We start from the raw sequence: 23,930 nt of genomic DNA on the forward strand, positions 1-23,930 counted from the left end.
GGTGTGAAACGGGTGTGCGACCGCCGGGGAGTCATTACGGTGGCCCCATGCAGGACGACCGGGAAGAAGAGGACAGGGACGGGGACGAGGACAAGGACCGCGAGCCCGGGCCGTGGGAGTACCGGGCGCGGGAGGGGTTCATCAGGAAGCTGATCCCCGGCGAGGTCATCGCCGCCGTGCCCGCCGCCCGAAAAGCCGCCGAAGTAGAGGGCCGCAGGGTGCAGTTCGACTTCCTCGACGACGAGGCGGTCCTGAAGATGCTGCGGCTGCGCTCCATCGACGACGAACAGCTCATCAGCGCCGGGAAGAGGGCGGGCTATCCCACCGCCTTCATCCTCTTCGGTCTCTTCGTCTACTGGGGCGCGTACGTCCAGGCCTGGGAATCGGACCGCAACAAGTCGCTCTTCTACGCGGGAGCCGGAGCCATCGTCGCGGTGACACTCCTGCTCTTCGTCGTCACACTGGTCCGGCAGTGGGGAAATCGCCCGCGCCAGAAAGTCAGGGCCCGCGCGGCCGCGTACCGGAAGATCGCCCACATCGCCGCGGAGAACGGCGGTGACATTCCGACCTTCTACCCGCATTACGGCCCTTATCCGTTCGCGGCGAATTTCCACCCGGAGGCGGACGAACTCGAACTGCCGGAGCGGAACAGGTACTGAGGAGCCTGCCGGGGTTCCCGTGTCCAACCCCACACCCAGGGTGCGGTTCGCCGCCCGTCGCGAGGCGATCCGGGAGGCGATAGCGACAGCAACCCGCAATGCGGCACGGCAGCTTCCGGCTTTTCCAGGTGCGGGGGCCATTGTTGGAGCCACGGGCCGTTGCGCTCTTCGCCGAACGATACGGCGACGGTAAGCCTGGATAAGGCGACTTGCACCATTTTCGCCGGTGGCGCGGCCGTCAATCCCACAGATACCGTCGGTGCGATGGAGACCCTCTCGCCCAACAGGAGCCGACCGTGAAACGCCGCACCATGCCCACCATCGCCGTGCTCGCCGCGACCACGGCTCTGGTCCTCACGGGCTGCAGCAGCAATTCCGATTCGAGCGACAAGATCGAGGGAGCGGGCGGGGAGGCGAGCACGAGCCCGAAGACCCCTAAGGACTCGTCCACCGCACCGGCCAAGCTCCCTGACTTCGGCCTGCCCGCCGATGTGAAGGTCGAGATCGAGTCGGACACGACGGGCGACAAGGCGAAGGACCGGATCCTCAAGGAGCAGGCCGAGGGGCTGATGGCCCGGCAGCGCGTCTATGTGGACCTGGACCCCAATTCGCGCTATCTGACGCGGTATTACGCCGATGAGGCACTCGCGTTCTACGTCTCGGAGATCAAGAAAGCGAAGGCGGAAGGACGCACCATCACCGGGCTCTACCGCTACTACGACCGCAAGGTCCAGAGCCACGACGACGACACCGCGACCGTCACCTACTGCGAGGACCGCTCCAAGGCGTACGCCAAGGACATCAAGTCGGGCAAGGCGCGCAAGACCAAGCCGAGCCCCGAGGACTTCATCAAGAACACGGCCACGCTCGCGAGGACCGAACAAGACACTTGGCTCGTGCAGTCCTTCCGCGGTGAGACCTCGTCGAAGGAGTGCCAGTGAGCAGGCTGCGCAAGGTGACCCGCACCGCGGCAGGTTCGGGCATAGCGGTTCTCCTGGTGCTCGGCTCCGTGGGCCCGGCGGTGGCGGGCGACGGCAGCGGCAGTTCCGGTGAACCGCCCGCGGGTGACGGCGGCGGCTCGTCCGGGAACGGCGCCATCGGGGCGCAGGTCCAGTTCAAGACCAACTTCAAGGGCGGCAAGGGCGCCAGCCCCATCGCCCAGAGCGAAGGCTCGTGGGACCCGCCGCTGTGCTGGACCCAGCCCAAGTTCACGGGGAAGCAGTACAAGGAGTACTCGGAGAAGACCGCGCCCATCGACCCGACCTCCGGCAAGCCCCTGCCGGGCTGGGACAAGGGCAAGGAATTCCACGAGAAGGACAAGGGCGCCTGGTGGTACCGGACGTACGACGTCGACCGGCTGAGGTCGGGGAACGTCAAGCCCGCTGACATGGCCAAGTGCACGCCGATCACGCCCGTTCAGTGGGTCGAGCAGGGAGACCCGCCCAAGCAGGCCATCTCGCCGCTCGTGCTCGCCGGCCTCGCCTACGCGCGGACCAAGCTCCCCGCGCCCCCGGTCACGCTCCGGCCCGCCGCCGACAACCAGATCGTGAACCTGGCCACGCACGTGAAGTTCGACGCGCCGATCGACCCGGTCTGGGTGACGGCCCACTTCGACCACCTCGGCGTCGACATCGCGGCGACCACCGTCGCCAGGCCCGTCGCCCTCCGCGTCGACGCGGGCACCGAATTCGCCGACCCGCAGTCCTGCACGTACGACTTGACCAAGTCCAAGTCCGGCTACCAGCTGGACACGTCGAAGGACGGCTGCAACATCAAGTACCGGAAGTCCTCAGGTGACGGTGCCTACCAGCTCCAGGCGCGCGTCACCTGGAAGGTGACCTGGACCAACTCCGCGGACCCCGAAGGGCCCGCGCAGCAGCCGGCGCTCCCCGACGGCCTGTCCACGTTCGAACAGGACGTCGCCGTCAAGGAGATCCAGTCCATCAACCGGTGAACCGGTGAGACGACCGGGCCGGTGCGCAGGCACCGGCCCGGAGTCAGTCCACCCAGCCCAGCGAACCCGCCATCGCCTCGCACAGCCGCTCCATCGGCCCCACCATCCCGGTGAGCGGCGCCGCGAAGGCGAGCATCAAGTAGCCCGTGCCGCCCGGCATGTGGACGTGGAAGTCCAGGCTCGCGGGACCGAGGACGCGTACGGCGGGGCCCGCGGGCAGGTCCACCACCGTGATCTCGCGCTGTGGACCGCCCTCCTCCTGCCTCAGTTCGAGCAGTTCCGCGTACGCCTCCGGCTCCGCCGGAGTCTTGCCCAGCGGCACCAGCGAGACCAGGAGCGAGGCGGGCATGCCGCCGTCCCGCGAGGTCGCCAGGAGGTAGAACTCCATGGCGCCGCGCGTGCGCCCCGTCTCCGCGGTGTTGCGCAGGGTCGCCCAGACCTTGCGCGTGAGGTCGGCGGAGACGCCGCGGCCCTCCGCCTGCCGGTCCACGAAGGTCTTGAGCTGGGCGCGCCACCGGTCCTGGGTGAGATCGATGCGGAACCAGTCCCGGGGAACGAGCAGGCGGTAGTCCCTGGGAACCGCCGCCCGGGGCGGGGGCAGATCGGTCCCCGGTGGCATGTCCGTCACCCCGGCATCACCACAGTCGCCCCCTCGTCGTCGAAGAAGCGCACGCTCTTCACGATCCCGGCGAACATGGCGGAGAAGGTGTCCCATCCCTCGGCGGTCGGGGTGCCCATCTCCAGGACCACGGCGGTCCCGTTCTTGACCGGGATCTGCACCTGGATGAAGGAGGTCGTCAGCGGCTCCGCCTGCCCGGTCTGGGTCAGCGCGGCGTCCACCATGGCCTGACGGCTGCCGACGCAGGTCACCGCCGGGCCGCAGGGCAGCATGACCTCGGTCACCTCGCCGATGTCCAGGTGCCGCATCGTGGTGGCGATGAAGCCCGCGGGATTACGTCCCGCCCGCTCGTCCAGGTCCGTCATGCTGACGTTGACCGTGGCGGTGCAGCGCACGCCCTCCACCTCGGTCGTGACGAACCCGGCGTACTGGACGCCCGCCTCGATGAAATCGTCGTAGTTCAGCGCGCACATGACAGCCCATTGCACGCGCACTTCCTCATCGGCGCCGGGCAGCGTGGTCGCGGCGAACGCGAGCAGCTGGTCGGCGAGGTCGTCCAGGTCCTCGGCCTCGAAGGGCAGCTCGAGGAAGCCCTCGGGCATCACCCAGCGGACCTCGATGCCGTCGCCCCCCGCGAGGCTGCGGCTGTCCTCTTCCACTTCAGTACTGTCAGTGGCCATCCGAACCTTCATTCTCAGGCCGCCAGAGCCGCGTTGAACGGCTTCGGCGAGGGACGGGGCGAGGGGGAGGGCGTGGGGGTGGGCGCCGGCTTCTTCGGCGGCGCCTGGTACCCGGTCTTCTCGCCGTTCTCGCCGTGGAACATCCGGTTCAGGGCGCTGGCGAGGCCCCCTCCCTTGATGGCCGCGGTGATCTTCTTTCCGTCGAGGAGTTCCTTGCGCGCGGTCTTGCCGAGGATCTTGTTGGCCGCCTTGACCGCCACGCCGTTCAGGAAGTTGTGTCCGACGCCGTCCAGCGCGCGCAGCCCGTTGAAGCGCAGCGCCTTCAGCTTGGAAAGCCCCTTGAGGCCCTTGACCAGCTTGAAGCCCTTCAGGGCGCCGAGGCCGGGGAGCACACCGAGCAGGTCGGCACCCAGCTTCAGGAAGTCGAGCTTCCCGCCGCGCGCGATCATGTCGTACGCATGCCCCGCGAGGGCCGCGGCGCTGGTGAGCACGGCGAGCGTCGCGAAGATCGGCACGAGGAACTGCAGTGGCGGCACGAAGGCGCAGATCACCGCGAGCACGGACAGTACGGCGGATATGTTCGACAGCGCGTCCGCCCAATCCGCGAGGAAGTTCATGAAGCCGCCGGGGTCACGCACGTCGTCGTGGTGCACGACGTTCTTGATGTGCTTGGCGGCCTTGTCGCCCGCGTCGTCGTAGATCTCCCTGGCTTCCTTCACCAGTTTCCGCGACGCGCCGATGTCGAGAAGGGCCTCGGACTTCTTCTTGACCCAGCGGTCGTACTCCTCCTTGTCCTTCGCGGGAATGTTGTTCATCGGATACTTGTCGGTGAACTTCTTCACCTCACGCTCGGCGACGTCATGGTCACCCTTCGCCAGGTGATAGTCGCTCAGCGCCTTGTCGGCCTTCCGCTGCGCCCTGCGCATCTCGCTGGCGAACTCGTCCGAGCTGCCCTCGCGCACCTGCTCACCGACGGCCTTGGCGGCCTCGTCGTAGCGCTCGTACGACTTCTTGAGCTTGTCCGCGGTGCCACCCGCCATTTCGTGGAAGCCCTTACCGGCCTCACTGTCCCAGCCCTCCACCGACGAGAGGGCCTTGATGACCCGGGACTGCTCATCGATCATGTCGGCCATCTTGCGCAATTTCCGCCCGAGTTCGGCGACTTCCTCCGGATCGCCCGGGGTCGGGTCGTCATGCCACAGCGGCGGCCAGTCGCTGTCCGTCCTGCTCATTTCTTCCCCTTGCTCTGCGCCTTGGCTTCCCTGATCGCCTTGGCCAACTCTTCATCGATCTTGTCGTACGTCTTGGCGGCGGTCGAAGTGAACTCGGCCAGCTTCTCGAGCTCCTTCATGAGCTTCTTCCTGGTTTTCTTCCAGGTGTCCCCAAATTCCGAAAAGGCATCTTTCAGACCGCCGTGCCCCACCGCGGCGCCGTACTCGTCGGCGGGATTCCCGTTGCGTTCGAACTCGTCGTGGATCTTCCCCAGATCTCGTGAACACTTCTTGATGGCGGCTAGATCCGCCTTGATGTGGTCCCCCACGGGGACCACCCCCCTTCTGGCTGATACCGGCTATGCACGGGACAACAGCGGTCCCACCAACCGAATTCTTCCTCCCGGGTGCCACCCGGCACCCGATACGCTCTCGATTGCAGCAAGTTTGTTCCGTACCGACATTCCGTGCCGACGAGGAGAGTCTTGACGTGACTTCCAGGGGCGAGCAGCGCATGATTTCCGATCGTCTCGGCGTCCGGGCCGAGGCGGCGGGATGGTGCACGATCGACAAGATCCCGGACCCGCCGGCCGAGGTGCTTCAGGCGGCCGGTAACCCACGGCTGCGCCCGGCCGTCATGCCCCCGCTGGGCATGCTCGGGACAGCGGTCGGTGCGCTGCTCATGCCGTTCGTCATGCTGCTGTCCCTACTGGACAGTGCCCGAGAGGCACTTGATCGGCTGTTCGAGAGTAAGAAGGACGAGAAGCGGCGGGCGCGCGAGGACGAGGCCCGGCGCAAGGCCATCGTCGCCGAGCAGGGGCTCGACCGCGTCTTCGACGGCAACTGGAGTGGCGCGGCGGGGCAGTTCCTGCTCCGCTGGTACGGCCACTCCTCTCACCATCAGCGTTTCGTCGTCGCGACCGAGGACGAGGTCGTCCTCGCGGCGCCGCCCAAGCGCGTGTCGGTGGGACGCGACAAGCGCATGGAGGTCGTCGCCCGCCTGGCCACCGGTCAAGCCGTGCTCTTCGACCCGTTCCTCGGCGAGTTCAGGACCCAGTTGCTGCTCCTGAAGTTCCACGACGGGTCGTGGCTGCGGCTCACGACCGAGGAGTTCCGCGGCGAGCTCCACATGCACGTGCTCCGGCAGCCGTCGTCGGGCAACTGACGCTTCACGCAGGGGAGTTGGCGCCGCGGATCGCACGGAGCCGACGACCGGCCCGCGGCGGCGCCGCCGCACCGCCTCGGGCCCACCCGCCTACCGACGGGGAGTGGGGCGACGGAGGCACCCCCGTCGCCCCACTCCTCGTCGGCGTGACGTCCGCGGCTACTTCTTGGCGGCCTTGCCGAGCTCGTCGTCGATCTGCTCGAACTTGTCCGCGGCGTTGGTGAGGTAGTCACCCATGCCGTCGAGACCGTCGATGGTGTCCTTCGCGCCCTTGACGAACTCGTCGAAGCTCTCGTCGAACGCCTTCGAGGCGCTCTTGGTCACGAAGCCGGACTCGACCAGGTTCGCGATGTACTTCCGCAGACCGTCGAGCTTCTCCTTGAGCTTGTCCTTCTCCTTGACGACATGCTTCGCAGCATCCCGCATGTCCTGATATGTGACATCAAGGTCCTTGGACATTGACCCTCCTCTTCAACTCGCCCCAGGGCCAACCCCCGTGGCTCCCGTTCAGAACGGAAGATGTGATCGTCCGCTCCTGCGGCAGCAGCTTACGGGTGAGGCGGAGGGGAACACACCCCGGTTCAGTTGCAGCTCTGCTATAACCGCGCACCCTCCCGCGTACACGAGGACCCGCATGAGGGCCCACACGAGCCGATAGCAACCGCAACCACGCAATTCGACGCGGCGGCCCAGGCGGGCCAAAGGCGACGGGGACGGCCACCCGTGCGCTCTTCGCGTCACGACACCGTGACAGTTAAGCGGGATGCGGCAACTTGTCCCGCTATCTTCCCTGGCGGTCCGGCCACCCCACGGTTAACGTCGGCGCACTGGAGACACCCTTCGCACCCTGCCTGTCGCAAGGAGACAACCGTGACCGATCTCGGTGTGGACTACGACTACCTCTACACGATCAAGAACGACCTCGGCACGGTGCGCAGGGAATTCAAGGACTGCACCGGGCACCAGGAGGACCTGCGGGACGAGTACGGATCGCCCTACGTCTCCGGGGCGATGGGTGATTTCACCACCAACTGGGACGACCACCGCAAAGAGCTCCTCGACAACATCGACAAGGTCGGAAAGCTCGTTGAGCAGGCCATCGAGAACTTCGAGGAGCTCGACAAGGAACTGGCCGAGGCCAGCAAGGGCAAGAAGAAGAACAAGTAAGGGAGACAGCACGTGACTGGCCGTCCGGTCGACTGGTCCCCCCTCGCCGAATCAGACCCGACTCCGGGCGACCCGGTCGCCGTGCGCGCGGAGGCGAAGCGGCTCGCGAGCATCGCCGAGACACTGTCCCGGCAGGTGAAGAAGCTCCGTCAGCTCGGCGACGACGACAACATCAAGGGCAAGTACGCGAAGAGCCTCAAGGAGGAGTCGGACGAACTCGCCGGGCGCTTCGACAAGACCAAGGGCCGGTACGAGAAGGTGTCGGGCCATCTGACCACCTGGGCCGACGAGTTGGAGCACGCCCAGGGCATGGCCAAGAAGGCGCGCGACAAGGCGCAGGCCGACGAGAAGGACGAGGACGCGGTCAAGGAGGCGAAGAAGGACCTCACCAAGGCCACGTCCCACTTCAACAGCCACGCCATGACGGCGCGCAGGAACATCCTGGACGCGATCGACGACGCGGTGGAGGACAGCACCTGGGACGACCTGGTCGGCTGGGCCAAGGAACACGCGGACGGCTTCAAGCTCTTCCTCGACATCCTCAGCTGGGTCGGCACGGCCCTGGCCATCGTCGCGATCTTCGTACCCGGGCTCAATCTCCTGGTCATCGGCATCGGCATCGCCGTCGTACTGGGCCGCATGCTGCTCGTCGCCGCGGGCAAGGCCACCTGGATGGACGTCGCCTTCGACGCCTTCGGACTGCTCACCATGGGCATCGGCCGGGGCGCCATGGCCGGGCTCAAGGTGGCGAGCAAGTCGACTCGCGCCGCTTCCACCGTGCAGCGGGTCACCAAGCTCAAGGGCGGCCTCGCGGCCACCAAGTCCATGCGCAACCAGCTGGCCAACCGGCTGGCGGGCGCGACCGACGACACGGCCAAGGCCGGTATCCGCGCGGAGATGAACGCCCTGCGCAAGGGCATCGCGGGACGCGCGGGAAAGGTGGCCGACGAGCTGCCGCCGCCCGGCAAGTGGTCCACGGCCGCGCACCTGGGAGACAGCGAGCTCGCGGCCCTGCGCAAGGGGATCAGCACGAACAAGAAGCTCTTCGGCGACGGCATCTCGCACGGCACCAAGGCGGGCGGCAACGTGGCCTACGGCGCCGCCATGGGGTCGGCCTACGCCGGTACCGCCGTCGACTGGGGCGACAAGCTGCTCGGCGACAACGACACCCTGAACGCGGCGAGCGACGGTCTCGACATCCCGCACAAGCCCAGCTGGGACGCGTACAACGACTTCAAGGGAAGCCACGGCGTGACACAGGCCCAGTCCGCCTGGTGAGCGACCGCGACAACGCGCCGGCAGGCCGCGACAGACCGAACCAGGAGCCGTGCGGATGACGGACAACACCACAGCGGGCACCGGCGCGGCCGCCGCCCTGCCCCCCGAGGACAGAAAGGTGATCAGGAACGCGCGCATCGTCCTCGTGACGCCGCTCGCCTTCCTCATCGTCGCCATCATCGGCGGGGTGCTCATCAACTCCGGCGCGCTCCCGGATTCGCTCAGCGGCGTCTTCCGGGTGCCGGGGCAGGCGCTGCCGCTCCTCGCCGTCGCCGCCCTGTCCCTCGGCGTGGTCACGCTGCGCCGCCAGGGCCGGTGGCGAGGGGACTTCCTCCTCTACTTCGCGGGCGGCGGGCTCGCCCAACTCGCCCCGCTTCTCCTCCTCATGCACCACTACCCCGCGGTCCTCATCAGCCCGCTGCTGCCCGGCGCCCTCACCCTCGCGTACGGAGCGCTCGACCGAAGGAGCCGCCACCATGCCGACGGCTGACGCCAGGAACGCTTTCGGCTACACCCTCGTGATCCCTCCCGGGTGGACGAGGATCCCTCTGAAGGAGGGGACCCAGGACGCGGTCAAGAAGATCGTCGACGACGCCGCGGACCGGCTCTCCCCCGACCTGCCCAGGGACAAGGTGGCCGACGCGCGCCTGGAGCTGTACCGGCGGCTGAACGCCTCGGTGAAGGAGGCACGCCAGCGGGACGGCGTGGACCTCTACCTTCCGGTGGAGCCCATGCACGGGCTCCTCATCGCCGCCTCGATCATCGTCACCAAGCCGGAGACGGCGCAGCGGGACGGGGTCACACGGCACGACGTGCTGACCCAGCTGCTCGCCGGTGCCACGGACTCCGAGCCCGCCGAGGTGGACGGCGCGGCGGCGGTGCGCAAGGCGCGCACGGTGCCGGCCGACCCGGCGAAGGGTGTCGAGGCACCGTCCCGGCACGTCGACTACGTCGTCCAGGTACCGTCGAACGGAGCCGATTCCGGCTGGCTCGTCGTCAGCTTCAGCACCCTCGGCGACGGCGACCCCGAGGGCGACTTCACCGAGATCCTCGTCGAGCTCTTCGACGCCGTCATGACTACGTTCCGCTGGAGGACCGAGTGACCGTCACCTTCTCCCTCGACACGGACAGCGACGCCACCGTCTGGCCCGCCATGCCCATCCTCGGGGAGGGACGGGGCGCCGCGCGCGACCGCAAGAAGTGGGCCCGCCGCACCTCGGAGCTGCTGTGGGCCCTCGTCGACGACGAACCCGTCGACAAGAAGCAGGTCAAGATGCTGGCCTACGAGTTGGACTCCGTGGCGGAACAGCTCCCCCGGACCGTCCCCGTCCACCAGGTCTTCCTCTACGTCCCCGACCCGCGCCGGGAGTTCCTGACCTTCCTCGTACACGCGGGCCCGAGCGAGGGCGACGTCGACGCGACCCTGGACGAGCTCGTCCAGAAGAACGAGCCGGGCGCCGCCCAGGACCCCGAGGTCATCGACTTCGACACCACCCACCTGGGCCGCGGCAAACGCTCGATCCGCTACTTCGTCGCCGCCAAGGCCGAGGCCATGTGCGTCTCGGTGAACTACGCGTGGCGCATCGAGTCCCTGGGCATCGACGTGATCGTACGAACCCTGGGCGAGGACATCGGGTGGATCACGGCGAACATCGACGAGTTCGACGAGTTCGCGCGGAGCTTGTTCGTGAACGTGGACGCCTGACGGGCCGCAGCCCGCACCGCGGTTACCGGCACTCCACGGCCTTCTCCTCGACCCGCACCTTCTGGGCCCGCCAGGGGCCCTCGGAGTTCTTGGCCGGAGTCATCAGCACCTGCCAGGAGTTGTAGTCGCTAATGCTCGGCTCCGTGCGGTGCACCTTCTCGGTCTTCACTTCCTTGCTGTAGAGCTTGCTGCTGTCGCTGCAGAAGGAGACGACGGCCGACTTCTCGTTCTCGGCCGGTGAGACCTTGGTCCGGCTGAAGCGCATCTCCCCGCTGATGGAGAAGCCCCTGTCCACGCGCTGCTCGATCTGGTCCTTCGCATAGGCCTGAGCGGGGCTCCGCGATTCCGAGTAGAACTTGTACGCCGGGTCGTCCACGTCCTGCTTCGTGATCCCATGGCGAATCGCCCGCACGAACTTCCGCGCATTCCCCATGGCCGCTGCCTGATCGGGGTCGGTCACGTTCACCTTGTCGAAGACGAGGCTGACATCCGACGGAAGTGACATCTCGGGCCGGTCGCTCCCCGCGGCCTCGCTCTTCCGCACCCGCGGGCTCTCACTCTTCTTCCCACCGTTCTCGTCGCCCCCGCCTCCGCACGCCGTCAGCAAGAGGGCTGCGGCAGCCGCGAGCGAGACAGCGATCGGGCGGATGCGGCTGCGGTTCACGTATGACTCCCAAGGGGCGACAGTTCGACGAGCCACCCGAAGGTACTGAAGGGGTCAATGCCTTTGCCAGGGCCGACTTTGTCTACTCCCAGTGCAGCGTCCCGGCCACGGTGTCGAAGAGTTCCACCATCTTCGGCGCCAGGCCCTCCATCGGAGTGGAGAAGGTGAGAGTCAGCCACTGCCTGCTCGCGGGGACGGGCACGTGGTAGCTCACGGTCGTCGTCGCGAGAGTGTTCCCCATCTGACGCTTGGGATCAGGGGCTTCGGTCTTCTCCGTCCGTACGGCGTCACCCGCGGCGTCCAGCTTCCGCACGTCGGCCGGGTGCCCCGTGTCCACCAGGCGGCGGGCCAGGTCGTGTGCCGTGCGGCAACCCGGCCAGCCGTCCGGAAGCAGGCTCACGAGCAGCGACGACGCCAACGGCACGCCCTCGACGGTCAGCAGCGAGATGTACAGCTCGACACCACCCTCGCGGTGGGCTGCCTTCGCCTGCTTCTGCAGGTCCCTCATCAGCCGTTCCTTGAGTACGGGCGCGTTGTCGATGCCCGCGAACTGCCGGTCGGCAAGGGCGACGATGCCGCGGTCGCGTTCGTCGGGGTCGAGGTGCAGTTGGAACCAGCCAGCGGGAACGAAGATCGTGTAGTCGGTGGGTGGGGTGTCCCATTCGGCGGGGAGGGGCATCTCATTCCTCGTCGCAGGAGCCGGGGACGGGGACGGGGACGAGGCGCAAGCTGGGCACGAGGCGGTCCACGAGATCGGTCAGCTCGTCAGTGCGTTCGAAGTTGAGCCATCTTGCTTCGATCAGCAGGATCTCCTCATGGCCGGTGGGCCAGACCCAGTACCGGAGGCACTCACTGAGTTTCTTGCCCCATCCGAAGCGCCTCTTCTCCATCAGTACCGCCTGCACCCGGACCGCGGGGCCGATCGGCAGTTCGACGTCGTGGATCTGTGGCTCACCCCTCACCTCGGCGTAGGACCACTTCAGCAACATCTCCCGGTACTCCTCGGGAGAGGGACGGGGGACGCCGTCCTCTCCGTAGGCGAGGACCGACAGGTCCGCCAGGAAGATGCCGCCCTCCGTGTACGCGACTGTCGTCAGGAGAGGGCCGGACTCGAAGGCCGTCAAGGCGTGCTTCTCCAGCTCCTGTTGGAGTGACGCCTTGCTGACACCGAGACTCAGCGGATTGAACTGCGCCGCGAGGTCCGCGGCCATCTGCGCGGCCTCCGCGCGAGTTCCCTCGTGCAGTGTCAGGGGAAGCCAACCGCTGTCGAAGTCGAACTCGACGAGGTAGTCGTCCTCGGGGCCGAGCGAGCTCTCCGCGGACTTCTTCTGCTCTGATTCCATCAGCTCACCTCGTCAATGAGAAGGCCACCAGCGGTGATCCCGCTGCCCGCCACGTTCAGTGCCGTCACTCGACTCGACACTTGGTTGACCGCGTATCCGTCGCCCAGCCCCTTGCCCAGATGCTTGAGCTCCTTGAGGTCCGACGCCACGGAGGCGTCCGACAGGGACATCGACTTGAGCCCTCCCTTGATCACGCTGCCGTTTCCGCGATCTCGGAGCGCCTGCGCGGCTTCACGGTAGCCACCCTTGAAGCCGTCCTTCCACGTGGAGCTCTTGAAGATCTCGGTGACGGGCTCCGTGATCGACTTCGAGATGTCTCCCCGCTCGATTCCCTTGACGACTCCCGCATCATGGTTGAGTTTGTGGCGGTTTCGTTTGAGTTGCCGCGGAGTCGCCTTGCCGCCCTTGGCGAGCCGCATACGCCCCAACAACCCCTTGGCATACCGCCCACTGACCTTGGACATCGCCTTGCCCGCCCCCATCATCAGCAACCCCACCGCCGCCGTGGCGAGCGCCGTCCAGGACTCGTCGCCCATGGCGACCTGGATGGCCGTGCACGCGATGTTGACCAGTGTGGCCACCATGGAGATGGCGCCCAGGAGCCCTGCGAGGCCCTGCCCGATGATGGGGATCCAGCCGACCGCGAGGGCCGCGATTCCGGCCCACTTGGAGATGAGTTCGGTCCATCCCGCCGCCCACTCCACGAAATCCGCGAAGCCGTCCCAGAAGCCGTCCTTGAGGGCATCGCCGGAGATGACGTCGTCGATGGCCTCGCGCGCCTTCTTCGCAGCCGCGTCGCGGATGTCCTGCGCCTTCCGCAGCTTCTCCCGGGCTTCCTCCAGGGCCTTTCCGGCAGCCTCCGCCCGGTCCTCCAACTTCTCCTTGCGCCCCTTGCCGCCCTCCTTGCCCTCACCGCCCTTGCCGGAGTCACCGGAAAGACCGTCCAGCCCCTTCTGGGCGGCTCCCTTGTCGGCCTCGGCATCCTGGGCGTCCTGCCGGGCGATCTCGGCGATCCGCTGGGCACGGTGGAGTTCGGTGGCGTAGTTGCCGGGCCTGGCCGCGGCATTCGACTCGTAGTCGGGTCCGTGGTCCACGATCCGGTCGCCGACCTCGTCGGCCACCGTCTTGTAGCGCTTGTGCGCGGCCTCCAGGCGGCCCCGGCACTTCTTGGCCTTCTCACGGAACTCCTTGCCCGCGTCGCTGTCCCAGGACTCCACCTCGGACGCCGCCTTGAGGTGACGTACCTGTCGCTCGAGCTCGTCAGCCGTCTTGCGGAGCTTGCGGCCCAGCTGCTCCAGGCGATCGGGATCGCCCGGCACCGGGTCGTGGTCGGCGAGCGGCTGCCAGTCCTTCGTGCGCGCGCCGGCCATCAGGGCTTCTTCCTGTTCTTGTCGGACTCCCGCAGAACCCTTGCCAATTCGCTGTCGACGCTCTCGTACGTCTTCGCGGCAGCCTTCGCGAGCTCGCCCAATTGCTTGATCTCGTCGCCGAGTTCCTCGCGGTGGCTCTCCCAGTTCCCCACGAAGTCCCCGAACTGCCAGGAGAGGTCATGCTCACCGAAGTCGTCCTCGTACTGGCCCTTCAGCTTCCCCAGACCGTCGAACGCGTCTTTGATCCTCGCGAGACCGACCCCCATCTCCCGGATGACCTCCAGGTCGTCGATCCTCGAGTACTCGCCCATGGGGGCGCCCCCTCCGTACGTCGTCGTACCCGGCCACGGGCAGCGAGGACAGGCAGCAGGGACCGCCCCCGTGGCACACCGTGAACGCTCAAACGGATGATGTGATCTCCCGCTCTCGCGCAGGCATCTTACGGATGGTGCACAAGGGATCACAGTCCGTTTCCACCACAACGCCGCCGTGAGCAAGTGCGAAGCGGCGCCGGTCGCGGGTCGTGCGACTCCGCTGTGGGCCTGTGTCCAGGCCGTTGCCCCCGGAAAGGGGGGAGCGGATATCGTCTCAGCCATTGTTCAGTTACGGGGAGGACGATCGTGCGCCTGACTCTGACCGTCGTCGATCCGTTCGGCGGTGGCACCGCCGACGTGGTCCTCGACGCGGATCCCGAGTCCACCGTGCAGGACATAGCGGTGGAGCTGGCCCGGCAGGTCGGGCACAGTGGGGCCCAGATCATTCCGATCGGGCAGCATCAGGCTCCGGCCGCGGGCGCGCCGATGATCTATGTGGACGGGTACGCCGTCGATCCCTCGGCCACCGTCGTGACCTCGCCGCTGCGCGAGGGTGCCGTCGTGAGCCTGAACGATCCTGCCGGGTGTCTGCCCGGGGAGCCGTCCGGTCTGGTCGAGCTGCGGGTGGCGAGCGGGGCGGCCGCGGGGGCCGTGCACCGGCTCGGCATCGGGCGGTACGACATCGGCAGCGGGCCCGCCTCGTACATCCGCGTCGACGACCCGGAGATGCCCGCCCGCGCCCTCACCCTGTCCGTCGCGACCGACGGCACCTGCCAGGCCGCCCTGCACGGGAGCGACAAGGACAAGGCGGGCGTGACCCTCGACGGCACCCCCTTCGGTGAGGAGAAGGACGAGGACGAGCCGATCACGGAGCCCGTGCCCGAGGGAGAGTCCAAGAAGGACAGGAAGGCACGGGAGCAGCGGGAGAAGCAGGCGCGGAAGGAGTGGAAGGAGCGGAAGGAGGCTCGGGCCAGGGCTCGGGCCGCGGGGCCGCGCTCCACCGTCGCCTGGCCCCTCGGCGCTCAGATCGCGCTCGGGAACACCCTCCTCGAACTCGTCAGGTACGTCCCGCCGAACGCCGCGCTCAAGTGGTCCGAGGACGGCGCGGGGCTCGACTACAACCGGCCGCCGCGGCTGCGCCCGCCCGAGCGGCAGACGACGTTCCGGCTGCCCACGCCGCCCCGCGAGTTCGAGGCGCGGCCGCTGCCCTGGCTGATGGCGCTCTTCCCGCTCGTCGGTGCCGTCGTCGCCGCGATGATCTTCAATCGCTGGTACTACCTGATCATGGCGGGCCTGAGCCCCATCATGCTCTTCGGCAACTACTTCATGGACAAGAAGCACGGGCGCAAGTCCCATGCGAAGCAGGTCAAGGAGTACAAGGAGACCAAGGCCCGGATCGAGAAGGACGCGCAGGACGCGCTCGTCGCCGAGCGGTTCGATCGACGTAATGCCGTCCCCGATCCGGCGACCGTGCTCGCGCTGAGCACCGGGCCCCGTACCCGGCTCTGGGAGCGGCGCCGCACCGACGCCGATCATCTGCTGCTGCGCTTCGGCACCGGGCAGTTGCCCTCCGAGGTCGTGCTCGACGACCCCGAGAAGGACGAGCACCGCCGCCAGGTCACGTGGAAGATCGAGGACGCGCCCGTCGCGCTGCCCCTGAAGGGCCTCGGCGTCATCGGCATCGCGGGCCCCGGCGACTCGGCGACCGCGCTCGGCCGCTGGGCGGTCGCGCAGACCGCGACGCTGCACAGCCCGATGGACGTCCAGTTCTACGTCCTGACCGAGAACACCTCGCAGGAGTCCTGGGACTGGATGCGCTGGCTGCCGCACGCCAGGCCGTCCGGCGGCCAGGACATCAACGTCCTGATCGGCACGGACGCCGAGACGGTCGGCGCCCGCATCGGCGAGCTGACCCAGGTCCTCGAAGCGCGCCTGAAGATCCTGGAGGAGAACAAGAGCCAGGGCGCCAACTTCAGCGAACCGGACATCGTCGTCGTCTATGACGGCTCGCGACGGCTCCGCTCGCTGCCCGGCGTCGTACGGCTGCTGCGCGAGGGCCCCGCCGTCCGCATGTACGCGCTCTGCCTCGACACCGAAGAACGGTTCCTGCCCGGCGAGTGCCAGGCGTTCGTGGTCGCCGAGCCCAAGCCCCGCGAGCACGAGAACTCCCCCGGCTCCGGTGCCTCCGCGCAGCAGCTGCCCGCGCAGCCGCAGCAGGCCCCCGGCGGCTTCCCCTCCTTCCAGGCCTGGCACGCCACCGCGCCTGACACCCGGCAGACCAGCGCCCCGAGCGAACTACGGCTGCGCGTCGAGATGACAGGTGCCGAGCGCCTCAAGGACGTACGCCCCGACTTCGTGACCCCCGCCTGGTGCCTGCGTCTGGCGCGCTCCGTGTCGCCGCTGCGCGACATCAGCGGGGAGACCGAGGACTCCGCGCTTCCGGGGTCCAGCAGGCTCCTCGACGTACTGCAGCTGGAGCCGCCGACGCCCGGTGCCATCACCGCACGCTGGCAGGCGGGCGGGCAGTCGACGATGGCCGTCATCGGTGAGTCCTACGACGGTCCCTTCGGCCTCGACATGCGCAAGGACGGGCCGCACGGCCTGATCGCCGGTACGACCGGTTCCGGTAAGTCGGAGCTGCTCCAGACGATCGTGGCCGCGCTCGCCGTGGCCAACACCCCCGAGAACATGACGTTCGTCCTCGTCGACTACAAGGGCGGGTCCGCATTCAAGGACTGTGTGAAGCTGCCGCACACCGTCGGCATGGTCACCGACCTCGACGCGCACCTCGTGGAGCGCGCCCTCGAATCGCTCGGCGCCGAACTCAAGCGGCGCGAGCACATCCTCGCCGACGCCGACGCCAAGGACATCGAGGACTATCAGGACCTGGTGCGGCGCGATCCGTCCCACCCGCCGGTGCCCCGACTCCTCATCGTCATCGACGAGTTCGCCTCCATGGTGCGCGACCTGCCCGACTTCGTTACGGGGCTCGTGAACATCGCGCAGAGGGGTCGTTCGCTCGGCATTCATCTGCTCCTCGCCACCCAGCGGCCCTCCGGTGTCGTCTCCCCCGAGATCCGCGCCAACACCAACCTCCGCATCGCCCTTCGCGTCACCGACGGCGGCGAGTCCTCCGACGTCATCGACGCCCCCGAGGCCGGACACATCTCCAAGAACACCCCGGGACGCGCGTACGTCAGGCTCGGCCACGCCTCCCTCGTGCCCTTCCAGTCGGGCCGCGTCGGTGGCCGCCGCCCCGGCGCCGCCGACCCGACGGTGCTCGCGCCCTGGGTCGACGCCCTGGACTGGACCTCGCTCGGCCGCGCCGTGGCCACCAAGCCGAAGGCCGAGGCCCGCGAGGAGGAGGAGATCACCGACCTGAAGGTCCTGGTCGACACGATCATCGAGGCCAACCAGACCCTCGGCATCCCCGCCCAGCACAGCCCGTGGCTGCCCGCGCTCGGCGAGATGCTTCTGCTGGACGAGATCCCGCTCCCCGCGCCCCGCACGGGCCCCGGCGCCCTGGCACCCGCCGCGTACGGCGTCGAGGACCTGCCCGCCGACCAGGCACGCCGCCCGGTCGTCGTGGACTTCGCGCACTTCGGCCACCTGATGATCGGCGGCGCCCCGCGCTCCGGACGCTCCCAGGTGCTCCGTACGATCGCGGGCTCCCTGGCCCGCACCCACTCGTGCGCCGACGTCCACCTCTACGGCATCGACTGCGGCAACGGCGCGCTCAACGCCCTGACCCGCCTGCCGCACTGCGGCGCCGTCGTCAGCCGCAACCAGACCGAGCGCGTGGTGCGTCTCGTCAACCGCCTCAAGGGCGAACTCACCCGCCGCCAGGACCTTCTTGCCGACAAGGGCTACGCGGACATCGGCGAGCAGCGGGCCGACGCCGCGGCGGACGAGCGCCTTCCGCACATCGTCATCCTGCTCGACCGCTGGGAGGGCTGGCTGCCCACGCTCGGCGAGATCGACCACGGCTCGCTGACCGACGAGGTCTCCACGATGATGCGCGAGGGCGCGAGCGTCGGCATCCACCTGGTGATGACGGGTGACCGCCAGCTCCTGGTGGGCCGCATCTCCTCGCTCACCGAGGACAAGTACGGCCTGCGCCTGGCCGACCGCTCCGACTTCTCGATGCTCGGCATCCCGGCCCGCAAGGTCCCCGAGGAGATCGCGCCGGGCCGCGCCTTCAAGAACGAGAGCGGTACGGAGACGCAGTTCGCGCTCCTCTCCGAGGACGTCACAGGACAGGGCCAGGCCGCCGCGATCAGCGCGATCGGCGAGGCGGCGACCGCCCGCGACGCCGAAGTGCCGCGCGCCATGCGCCCGTTCCGCGTCGACACGCTGCCGAGCCGGATCACCTTCGACGAGGCGTGGGAGCTGCGCGACCCGGAGGCATCGCGCTCCAAGCTGTGGGCCCTGGTGGGCATCGGTGGCGACGAGGTCATGGGCCACGGCCCCGACCTCGCCGAGGGCGTGCCCGCGTTCGTCATCGCGGGCCCGGCCAAGTCGGGCCGCTCCACGGTCCTGATGAACATGGCCCGCTCCTTCCACGCCCAGGGCGTACGCATGGTGATCGCGGCCCCGCGCCAGTCGCCGGTGCGCCAACTGGAGGGCACCGAAGGCGTGTTGAAGGTGTTCACCGAGGACGACATCGACGAGGACGAGTTCGAGGAGCTCATCGACGAGGCCGACGCGTCGCCGGAGAACCCGGTCGTCGTACTGATCGACGACGCCGAGATCTACGAAGACGCGGACGCCGCGAGCCAGTTCAAGCGGATCATCCAGCGCGGCGCCGACCTGGGCCTCGCCCTTGTGCTCGCCGGTGACGAGGAGGACGTCTGCAGCGGCTTCTCGGGCTGGCAGGTCGACGCCAAGAAGGGCCGCCGCGGCATTCTCCTCTCCCCGCAGGACAGTTCGAGCGGCGACCTCATCGGCCTGCGCATCTCGCGCAGCATGGTCGGCGGACCCGTCGCGCCCGGCAAGGGCATGCTGCACCTGGGCACCGGCGAACTGGCCACGCTGACCACTCCGTTGTAAGGGTCGCGCCATGGGGGGATAGACACGCAAGGCCCGGCCGCGCGCCGCCGGGCCCGCGCTGCGGTACGAGCACGTGCCGGGGGTGCGGGCCTCGAACCGGCCGGAGAAGGGGAGGCGGGCCAGGAGGGGCGAGCGGGGCGGCTGGCTCTTCGGCACCGCCGTGTCCCTCGCCGTGCTCGGCGCGGTGGTCCTGTTCGGCCTGGCCGACCTGGCCTGGGGCGCGACGCTGTGGGGCGACGTCGCCCCCGGCCGGCCGGGCGGGGGCTACGGCTTCGCGGTCACCATCGGCCTGCTCGCGCCGCCCGCCGTCGCCGCGATCGTCGTCCCGCTGAAGGGCGCCGACTGGCGGCGGGAGACCGTCCGTTCACTCGGCCGTGCGGCGGCGGCACTGCCCGGCACGGCGCTGACCTGCCTCCTCCTGCTGCTCTGCTTCGGAGCGACCAGGCCCAAGCGCCGACGCAGGGGCCCGGAGTGCTTCGCGCACGGCGAACCCTGCTGGGTGCACGAGCAGTACCCCTACCTGTGGCTTGCGGGCATCGCGGCGGCCCTGCTCTGCGCGGCGGCGGGCGGCTGGCTCGCGCACGCGTACGTCAAGAGGCGCCGCGCCGCGCCGCGCTCACTCCACCGGCGAAAGCCGCGCCCTAGGATCTCCCGCCGCCGGGTCGTCGGACGTGTAGACGAGGGCCTTGCCGTCCGGGCGCAAAGAGACCGTGTGGACGGTCTGCGCGCACTGGCCGCCGTTGCCCTCGGCGCCCTTGCCGGTCGCCACGAGCTCCTTCGCCGTGGCCGACTTCAAGGTGAGTACGTCCGTACAGGTGTTGCCGATCGGGTCGTCCTGCACGACCGTGCCGATCCGGGCGCCCGGCTTCTTCGCCTGCTTCACGGTGACCGTGAACGTGCCGAGCGGGACCGCGCCGCCGTTGGCTTCGGCCTTGCCGCGCCAGGTGCCGAGGTAGGCCTCGGGGACCTGCCCCGTGCCCGGCGCGCCGGTCGCCGCCGGGGGCTGGGCCGACCCCGAGTCCTGCGAGGAATCGTCGTCCTTCGGCAGCAGCCCGAAGACGAACACCGAACCGACCGTGACGGCTGCCAGCGCCCCCGCCACGGCGAGCGCGACGGTACAACTCACCTTGCGACCGCGCCCGTTCGGCCCTTCGGGCACGGAGGCCGCGGCCACGGAGACGGAGAGCTTGCCGGGCGGCCGGGCGTCGGTGGGGTGCGTGGCCTCCATGGGCGGTGAGGGCCGCGCGTCCCGCTGCTGGGGCAGCTCGGCGTACGAAGGGTCATGCGCGGGGGCGTACGTGGGGCTGTGCGACGGGTCGTACGAGGGGGCATACGTCGGGTCCGCCGGGCCGAACCCACCCTCCACCGAAGGCGAGTTGAACGCCACGGGCCCCGAGGGAGCGTCCACCGAGGCCACCCCCGCACCCGCCCCCGCCCCCGTATCCATGTCCAGGATCCGCACCGCACTGCGGCTCACCCGCTCGACCACAGGCCCCGGCAGCCAGCCCGCGGCCACCAACGGCGCCGCGCCCTCCGGGGCGAGCCGCGTCGCGACCTCAGCGGGAGTGGGTCTGACGCCCGGTTCCTTGGCGAGGCAGGCGGCGGCGATGTCCCGCACATCGCCGCTCAGGGCGCCCAGTTCGGGCTGCTCGTGCACGACCTTGTAGAGCAGCGCGGCCGACGAGTCGCCGGGAAAGGGTGACTCCCCCGTCGCCGCGTAGACCAGGACGGCGCCCAGCGAGAAGACGTCCGCCGCCCCGGTGACGCCCTTGCCGAGGATCTGCTCGGGCGACATGTAGCCGGGCGAGCCGATGGAGACGCCGGTCGAGGTCAGCGAGGCCGTGCCGTCCGTGGCCCGCGCGATGCCGAAGTCGATCAGGCGCGGCCCGTCGAGGGTGAGCAGTACGTTCGACGGCTTCACGTCGCGGTGGACCAGGCCGAGGCCGTGGACGTGCGCGAGCGCCTCGGCGAGGCCCGCGCCCAGGACGCGTACCGAGTGGTCGGGCAGCGGCGCCCCGTCCCGCACCGCCTCCGTGAGCGAGGGCCCCGCCGCGTACCCGGTGGCGACCCAGGGCACGGACGCGTCCGGGTCGGCGTCCAGGACGGGGGCCGTCCAGTCGCCGCCGACCCGCCGCGCCGCGTCCACCTCGCGGCGGAAGCGGGCGCGGAACTCCTCGTCGAGCGCGAAGTGCGGATGGACGACCTTGACGGCGACGGTGCGGCCGCCCGTGCTGCGTCCCAGATAGACCCGGCCCATCCCGCCCGAACCCAGCCGGCCGAGCAGCCGGTAGGGACCGATCACGGTGGGTTCGTCGGCTTCGAGCGGTTGCATGACGTTGGCCTCCCCCAGGCACGCCGCCGGACACCTCGCGCACCTTGCCACTGCGGATCAGCGTAGTGCGGGCCCGGGCCGCCCCGGCCCGGGCAACGAAAGGGGAAAGGAAGGCCCGCGCCGGGCCGCAGAGGGAACGCCGGGTCCCGCATTTACCTCTACAGGGGAGTAAATGCCCACATCGCCGCCTGCCCCGTCCCCGCCCCGAGGTCCCCATGAACCGCCGCCGCCCGTCCCCCACCGCTCTCGCCGCGACCGCCGCGGCCCTGACCTCGGCGCTGCTCCTGTCGGCCTGCTCGTCCGACGAGGGCGCCCCCGTCACCTTCGACAGCCCGACGTCGTCGGACACCGCGCGCCAGGCGAAGGGCCCCGCGGCCGACAAGACGCGGCTGCCCACCGGGCCCCGGTCCCAGTTCACGACCGAGAACACCCTGGAGGACGGCACGAAGATCGGCGTGACGACACTCAAGGGGAAGAAGTCCGGATTCACCGGCAAGGTATGGGTCTGGGCCCCGAAGCAGTACTTCGACCCGAAGTACGCGCATAGCGGCTTTCCCGTTCTGATAGCCCTGCCCGGCGGCCCCGGCTACCCGAACAATTACTGGATGGGAACCGACCTCAAGCTGGAGAGCTCCATCGCCAAGTGGTCGAAGGAAGGCAAGAGCCTGCCGTTCATCGTGGTGATGCCGGTACTCAATCCGGACGCAAAGAACTATTACGACGGCAGCGATATTCCGGGCCAGCCGAAAATGGGCACCTGGATGACGGACGACGTCCCCGATTTCGTCAAGGCCAATTTCCGCACCTTCAAGTCACGGGACGGCTGGGCCTTCATGGGTTCGTCCTCCGGCGGCTTCGTGGGCCTGAAGTCGGTCCTGCAGCGCCCGGAGGAGTTCCGGGCCGTCATCGCGAGCGGCCCCGACACCGTCCCCGACTCCCCGCTCTGGGCGGGACACGAGAAGGAGCGCCAGGCCAACAACCCGGAGCGGCTGGCCCGGCACCTCATCGACCGCAACGGCCCCGAGGTCGACATCGCCTTCCAGATCGGCACCAAGGAGTCGGGCCAGGCGAACCTGCGGTCCTTCATGAAGACGTACGGGAAGGGCCCCGTGAAGACGCGCCTCAACGTCATCCAGGGCGGCGGCCACAACGCGCGCAGCTACGTCCCCGCCATGGCCGACGGCCCCATCCAGTGGATCAGCCAGCACATGCAGGCGCCGATCCCGAGCAGCTGAGGGCGCTACGACCCCAGCAGCTCCACCCGTACGTCCGCCGGGAAGCCCGTCGTCGGACCGACCCGGCGGGCGAACTCGGTGACTCCCTCCAGCTGCTCGCCGCCGAAGCGGAAGTCGAGCGTCGTGAAGTACCGCTCCAGGACTCCGGCGTCGAAGGACTCCCAGCGCGCGGCCTGCTCGGCGACCTTGCCGACCTCCTCCAGGGAGAGGTCGCGGGAGGACAGGAACGCCTTGTGCACCTCGCGCACCACCTCGGGCTCGCGCAGCGCGTAGTCGCGCCGGGCCGCCCAGACGGCGAAGACGAACGGCAGGCCCGTCCACTCCTTCCACATCGCGCCCAGGTCGTAGACGTCCAGGCCGAGCTTGGGGGCGTCGATCAGGTTCGCGCGCAGCGCCGCGTCGCCGATGAGCACGGCGGCGTCCGCCTCCCGCATCATCAGGCCGAGGTCGGGCGGGCACGTGTAGTAGTCCGGGCGCACCCCGTGCCGCTCGGCGAGCAGCAGCTGGGCGAGGCGTACAGACGTACGAGAGGTCGAGCCGAGGGCGACGCGGGCGCCGTCCAGCTGGTCGAGCGGCACCTGCGAGACGATCACGCAGGACATCACCGGGCCGTCGCAGCCGACCGCGAGGTCGGGGAAGGCGACGAGGTCGTCGGCGTTCTTGAGGAACTCGACCAGCGTGACGGGCGCGATGTCGAGTTCGCCCCGCACCAGCTGCTCGCTGAGCTTCTCAGGGGTGTCCTTCGTCAGCTCGAAGTCGAGGAGCGTCCCGGTCCGCGCGAGGCCCCAGTACAGGGGCAGGCAGTTCAGGAACTGGATGTGGCCGACGCGCGGCCGAGGGGTGCGACGGGGACTGGGCAGCTGTTCGGCGCCTGCCCCCGCGAGGTCGTCCAGGGGAGAATTGTCCACATCGGCGAGGCTAGCCCCCGTGCGGTACGGTGCGGGCGCCGGGCCCCTCGTGCGGCTCGCCGCGTCCATCGGGAGCCTTGCGCGGGACCCGCCGGAGGGTGTCGCGACAACCCTCCCGAGGCCTCTGTGTCAACCCTCCTGGGGGCCACATCAAACCTCCGGGTGACGTGATCTTGCCCCCTATTGCATTCAGCTGCCTGCGTGCTAAGCTCGCCGCAAGTTGCAGTTTGGTTTCCCTTGCAGTACAGAGCCTGCGGAGCATGTAACTCCGTGGGCT

General features: G+C 69.0%; 24 protein-coding genes. 11 read left to right on the plus strand and 13 right to left on the minus strand.

The genetic code is table 11. The annotated features are described in order from the left end of the window. The first annotated feature begins 47 nt into the window (after nucleotides 1–47). The 3 genes from CP970_RS18015 (at nucleotide 48) to CP970_RS18025 (ending at nucleotide 2,613) form a co-directional block, all read left to right on the plus strand. Nucleotides 48–659, plus strand: a complete 612-nt coding sequence (locus CP970_RS18015; RefSeq protein ID WP_055555960.1) for a hypothetical protein — start codon at nucleotides 48–50, stop codon at nucleotides 657–659. Between the two features lie 296 nt (nucleotides 660–955). Continuing rightward, nucleotides 956–1,600, plus strand: coding sequence for a hypothetical protein (locus CP970_RS18020; protein WP_055555957.1), 645 nt, complete (start codon nucleotides 956–958; stop codon nucleotides 1,598–1,600). Continuing rightward, complete coding sequence (locus tag CP970_RS18025) at nucleotides 1,597–2,613, plus strand: hypothetical protein (protein WP_055555955.1); 1,017 nt, start codon at nucleotides 1,597–1,599, stop codon at nucleotides 2,611–2,613. The genes CP970_RS18020 and CP970_RS18025 overlap by 4 nt, the downstream gene beginning before the upstream one ends. A 43-nt stretch (nucleotides 2,614–2,656) precedes the next feature. Here the strand turns inward: CP970_RS18025 and CP970_RS18030 are convergent, their stop codons facing one another. Genes CP970_RS18030 through CP970_RS18045 form a run of 4 tightly spaced genes read right to left on the minus strand, consistent with a single transcriptional unit; the run spans nucleotide 2,657 to nucleotide 5,452 of the window. Next, on the minus strand, nucleotides 2,657–3,232 hold the full coding sequence (locus tag CP970_RS18030; protein WP_055555972.1) for a hypothetical protein: 576 nt from the start codon (nucleotides 3,230–3,232) through the stop codon (nucleotides 2,657–2,659). A gap of 5 nt (nucleotides 3,233–3,237) precedes the next feature. Further along, entirely contained in the window at nucleotides 3,238–3,891 is a 654-nt protein-coding gene (locus CP970_RS18035) for a hypothetical protein (RefSeq protein ID WP_224058501.1), read from the minus strand. Nucleotides 3,892–3,926: 35 nt separating this feature from the next. Next, complete coding sequence (locus CP970_RS18040) at nucleotides 3,927–5,144, minus strand: putative T7SS-secreted protein (protein ID WP_150493535.1); 1,218 nt, start codon at nucleotides 5,142–5,144, stop codon at nucleotides 3,927–3,929. Beyond that, entirely contained in the window at nucleotides 5,141–5,452 is a 312-nt protein-coding gene (locus CP970_RS18045) for a type VII secretion target (RefSeq protein ID WP_055551227.1), read from the minus strand. Before CP970_RS18045 ends, CP970_RS18040 begins: the two co-directional genes overlap by 4 nt. Nucleotides 5,453–5,637: 185 nt before the next feature. Here CP970_RS18045 and CP970_RS18050 point away from each other — a divergent pair, with 185 nt between their 5' ends. Continuing rightward, nucleotides 5,638–6,288: a hypothetical protein gene (locus CP970_RS18050; protein WP_055551224.1), complete on the plus strand. Its 651-nt coding sequence runs from the start codon at nucleotides 5,638–5,640 to the stop codon at nucleotides 6,286–6,288. Between the two features lie 159 nt (nucleotides 6,289–6,447). Here CP970_RS18050 and CP970_RS18055 read toward each other — a convergent pair whose 3' ends face one another. Next, the gene (locus CP970_RS18055; protein WP_063806169.1) at nucleotides 6,448–6,747 is read right to left on the minus strand and encodes a WXG100 family type VII secretion target; all 300 of its coding nucleotides are present in this window, start codon (nucleotides 6,745–6,747) and stop codon (nucleotides 6,448–6,450) included. Between the two features lie 411 nt (nucleotides 6,748–7,158). On the opposite strand from CP970_RS18055, the gene CP970_RS18060 reads away from it, so the two are divergent. The 5 genes from CP970_RS18060 to CP970_RS18080 are packed head-to-tail and all read left to right on the plus strand — an operon-like array spanning nucleotide 7,159 to nucleotide 10,438. Further along, nucleotides 7,159–7,455: a hypothetical protein gene (locus tag CP970_RS18060; RefSeq protein ID WP_055551222.1), complete on the plus strand. Its 297-nt coding sequence runs from the start codon at nucleotides 7,159–7,161 to the stop codon at nucleotides 7,453–7,455. Between the two features lie 12 nt (nucleotides 7,456–7,467). Beyond that, nucleotides 7,468–8,733: a hypothetical protein gene (locus tag CP970_RS18065; RefSeq protein WP_055551220.1), complete on the plus strand. Its 1,266-nt coding sequence runs from the start codon at nucleotides 7,468–7,470 to the stop codon at nucleotides 8,731–8,733. 55 nt (nucleotides 8,734–8,788) lie between these two features. Further along, on the plus strand, nucleotides 8,789–9,223 hold the full coding sequence (locus tag CP970_RS18070) for a hypothetical protein (protein ID WP_055551218.1): 435 nt from the start codon (nucleotides 8,789–8,791) through the stop codon (nucleotides 9,221–9,223). After that, nucleotides 9,210–9,836, plus strand: coding sequence for a hypothetical protein (locus tag CP970_RS18075; protein ID WP_055551215.1), 627 nt, complete (start codon nucleotides 9,210–9,212; stop codon nucleotides 9,834–9,836). Before CP970_RS18070 ends, CP970_RS18075 begins: the two co-directional genes overlap by 14 nt. Further along, nucleotides 9,833–10,438, plus strand: a complete 606-nt coding sequence (locus CP970_RS18080) for a hypothetical protein (RefSeq protein ID WP_055551214.1) — start codon at nucleotides 9,833–9,835, stop codon at nucleotides 10,436–10,438. The genes CP970_RS18075 and CP970_RS18080 overlap by 4 nt, the downstream gene beginning before the upstream one ends. 22 nt (nucleotides 10,439–10,460) lie before the next feature. On the opposite strand, the gene CP970_RS18085 is transcribed toward CP970_RS18080, so the two are convergent. From CP970_RS18085 to CP970_RS18105, 5 genes are all read right to left on the minus strand, one after another. Continuing rightward, nucleotides 10,461–11,102 carry a hypothetical protein gene (locus CP970_RS18085; RefSeq protein ID WP_063806168.1) on the minus strand — a complete coding sequence of 214 codons (642 nt, stop codon included), beginning with the start codon at nucleotides 11,100–11,102 and terminating at the stop codon, nucleotides 10,461–10,463. An 82-nt stretch (nucleotides 11,103–11,184) separates the two neighbouring features. Further along, on the minus strand, nucleotides 11,185–11,781 hold the full coding sequence (locus CP970_RS18090; protein ID WP_055551210.1) for a hypothetical protein: 597 nt from the start codon (nucleotides 11,779–11,781) through the stop codon (nucleotides 11,185–11,187). 1 nt (nucleotide 11,782) lies between these two features. Continuing rightward, the gene (locus CP970_RS18095) at nucleotides 11,783–12,445 is read right to left on the minus strand and encodes a hypothetical protein (RefSeq protein ID WP_055551208.1); all 663 of its coding nucleotides are present in this window, start codon (nucleotides 12,443–12,445) and stop codon (nucleotides 11,783–11,785) included. Continuing rightward, complete coding sequence (locus tag CP970_RS18100) at nucleotides 12,445–13,815, minus strand: hypothetical protein (RefSeq protein ID WP_055551206.1); 1,371 nt, start codon at nucleotides 13,813–13,815, stop codon at nucleotides 12,445–12,447. Before CP970_RS18100 ends, CP970_RS18095 begins: the two co-directional genes overlap by 1 nt. Continuing rightward, entirely contained in the window at nucleotides 13,815–14,126 is a 312-nt protein-coding gene (locus CP970_RS18105) for a hypothetical protein (RefSeq protein WP_055551204.1), read from the minus strand. Before CP970_RS18105 ends, CP970_RS18100 begins: the two co-directional genes overlap by 1 nt. A 309-nt stretch (nucleotides 14,127–14,435) precedes the next feature. Here CP970_RS18105 and CP970_RS18110 point away from each other — a divergent pair, with 309 nt between their 5' ends. Continuing rightward, nucleotides 14,436–19,178 carry an FtsK/SpoIIIE domain-containing protein gene (locus tag CP970_RS18110; protein ID WP_055551202.1) on the plus strand — a complete coding sequence of 1,581 codons (4,743 nt, stop codon included), beginning with the start codon at nucleotides 14,436–14,438 and terminating at the stop codon, nucleotides 19,176–19,178. 264 nt (nucleotides 19,179–19,442) lie between these two features. Here the strand turns inward: CP970_RS18110 and CP970_RS45530 are convergent, their stop codons facing one another. Both CP970_RS45530 and CP970_RS18115 read right to left on the minus strand, forming a co-directional pair. After that, entirely contained in the window at nucleotides 19,443–19,577 is a 135-nt protein-coding gene (locus tag CP970_RS45530; RefSeq protein ID WP_263406797.1) for a hypothetical protein, read from the minus strand. 217 nt (nucleotides 19,578–19,794) lie between these two features. Beyond that, complete coding sequence (locus CP970_RS18115; protein WP_150493537.1) at nucleotides 19,795–21,510, minus strand: serine/threonine-protein kinase; 1,716 nt, start codon at nucleotides 21,508–21,510, stop codon at nucleotides 19,795–19,797. 215 nt (nucleotides 21,511–21,725) lie between these two features. Here CP970_RS18115 and CP970_RS18120 point away from each other — a divergent pair, with 215 nt between their 5' ends. Beyond that, complete coding sequence (locus CP970_RS18120; RefSeq protein WP_055555823.1) at nucleotides 21,726–22,745, plus strand: alpha/beta hydrolase; 1,020 nt, start codon at nucleotides 21,726–21,728, stop codon at nucleotides 22,743–22,745. Between the two features lie 5 nt (nucleotides 22,746–22,750). Here the strand turns inward: CP970_RS18120 and CP970_RS18125 are convergent, their stop codons facing one another. Next, a complete protein-coding gene (locus CP970_RS18125; RefSeq protein ID WP_398655318.1) occupies nucleotides 22,751–23,653 on the minus strand; it encodes a menaquinone biosynthetic enzyme MqnA/MqnD family protein in 903 nt (300 codons plus the stop codon). Nucleotides 23,654–23,930 lie beyond the last annotated feature (277 nt).

The sequence above is a fragment of the Streptomyces kanamyceticus genome, from assembly GCF_008704495.1.
In the GTDB taxonomy this organism is placed as follows: Bacteria; Actinomycetota; Actinomycetes; order Streptomycetales; family Streptomycetaceae; genus Streptomyces; species Streptomyces kanamyceticus.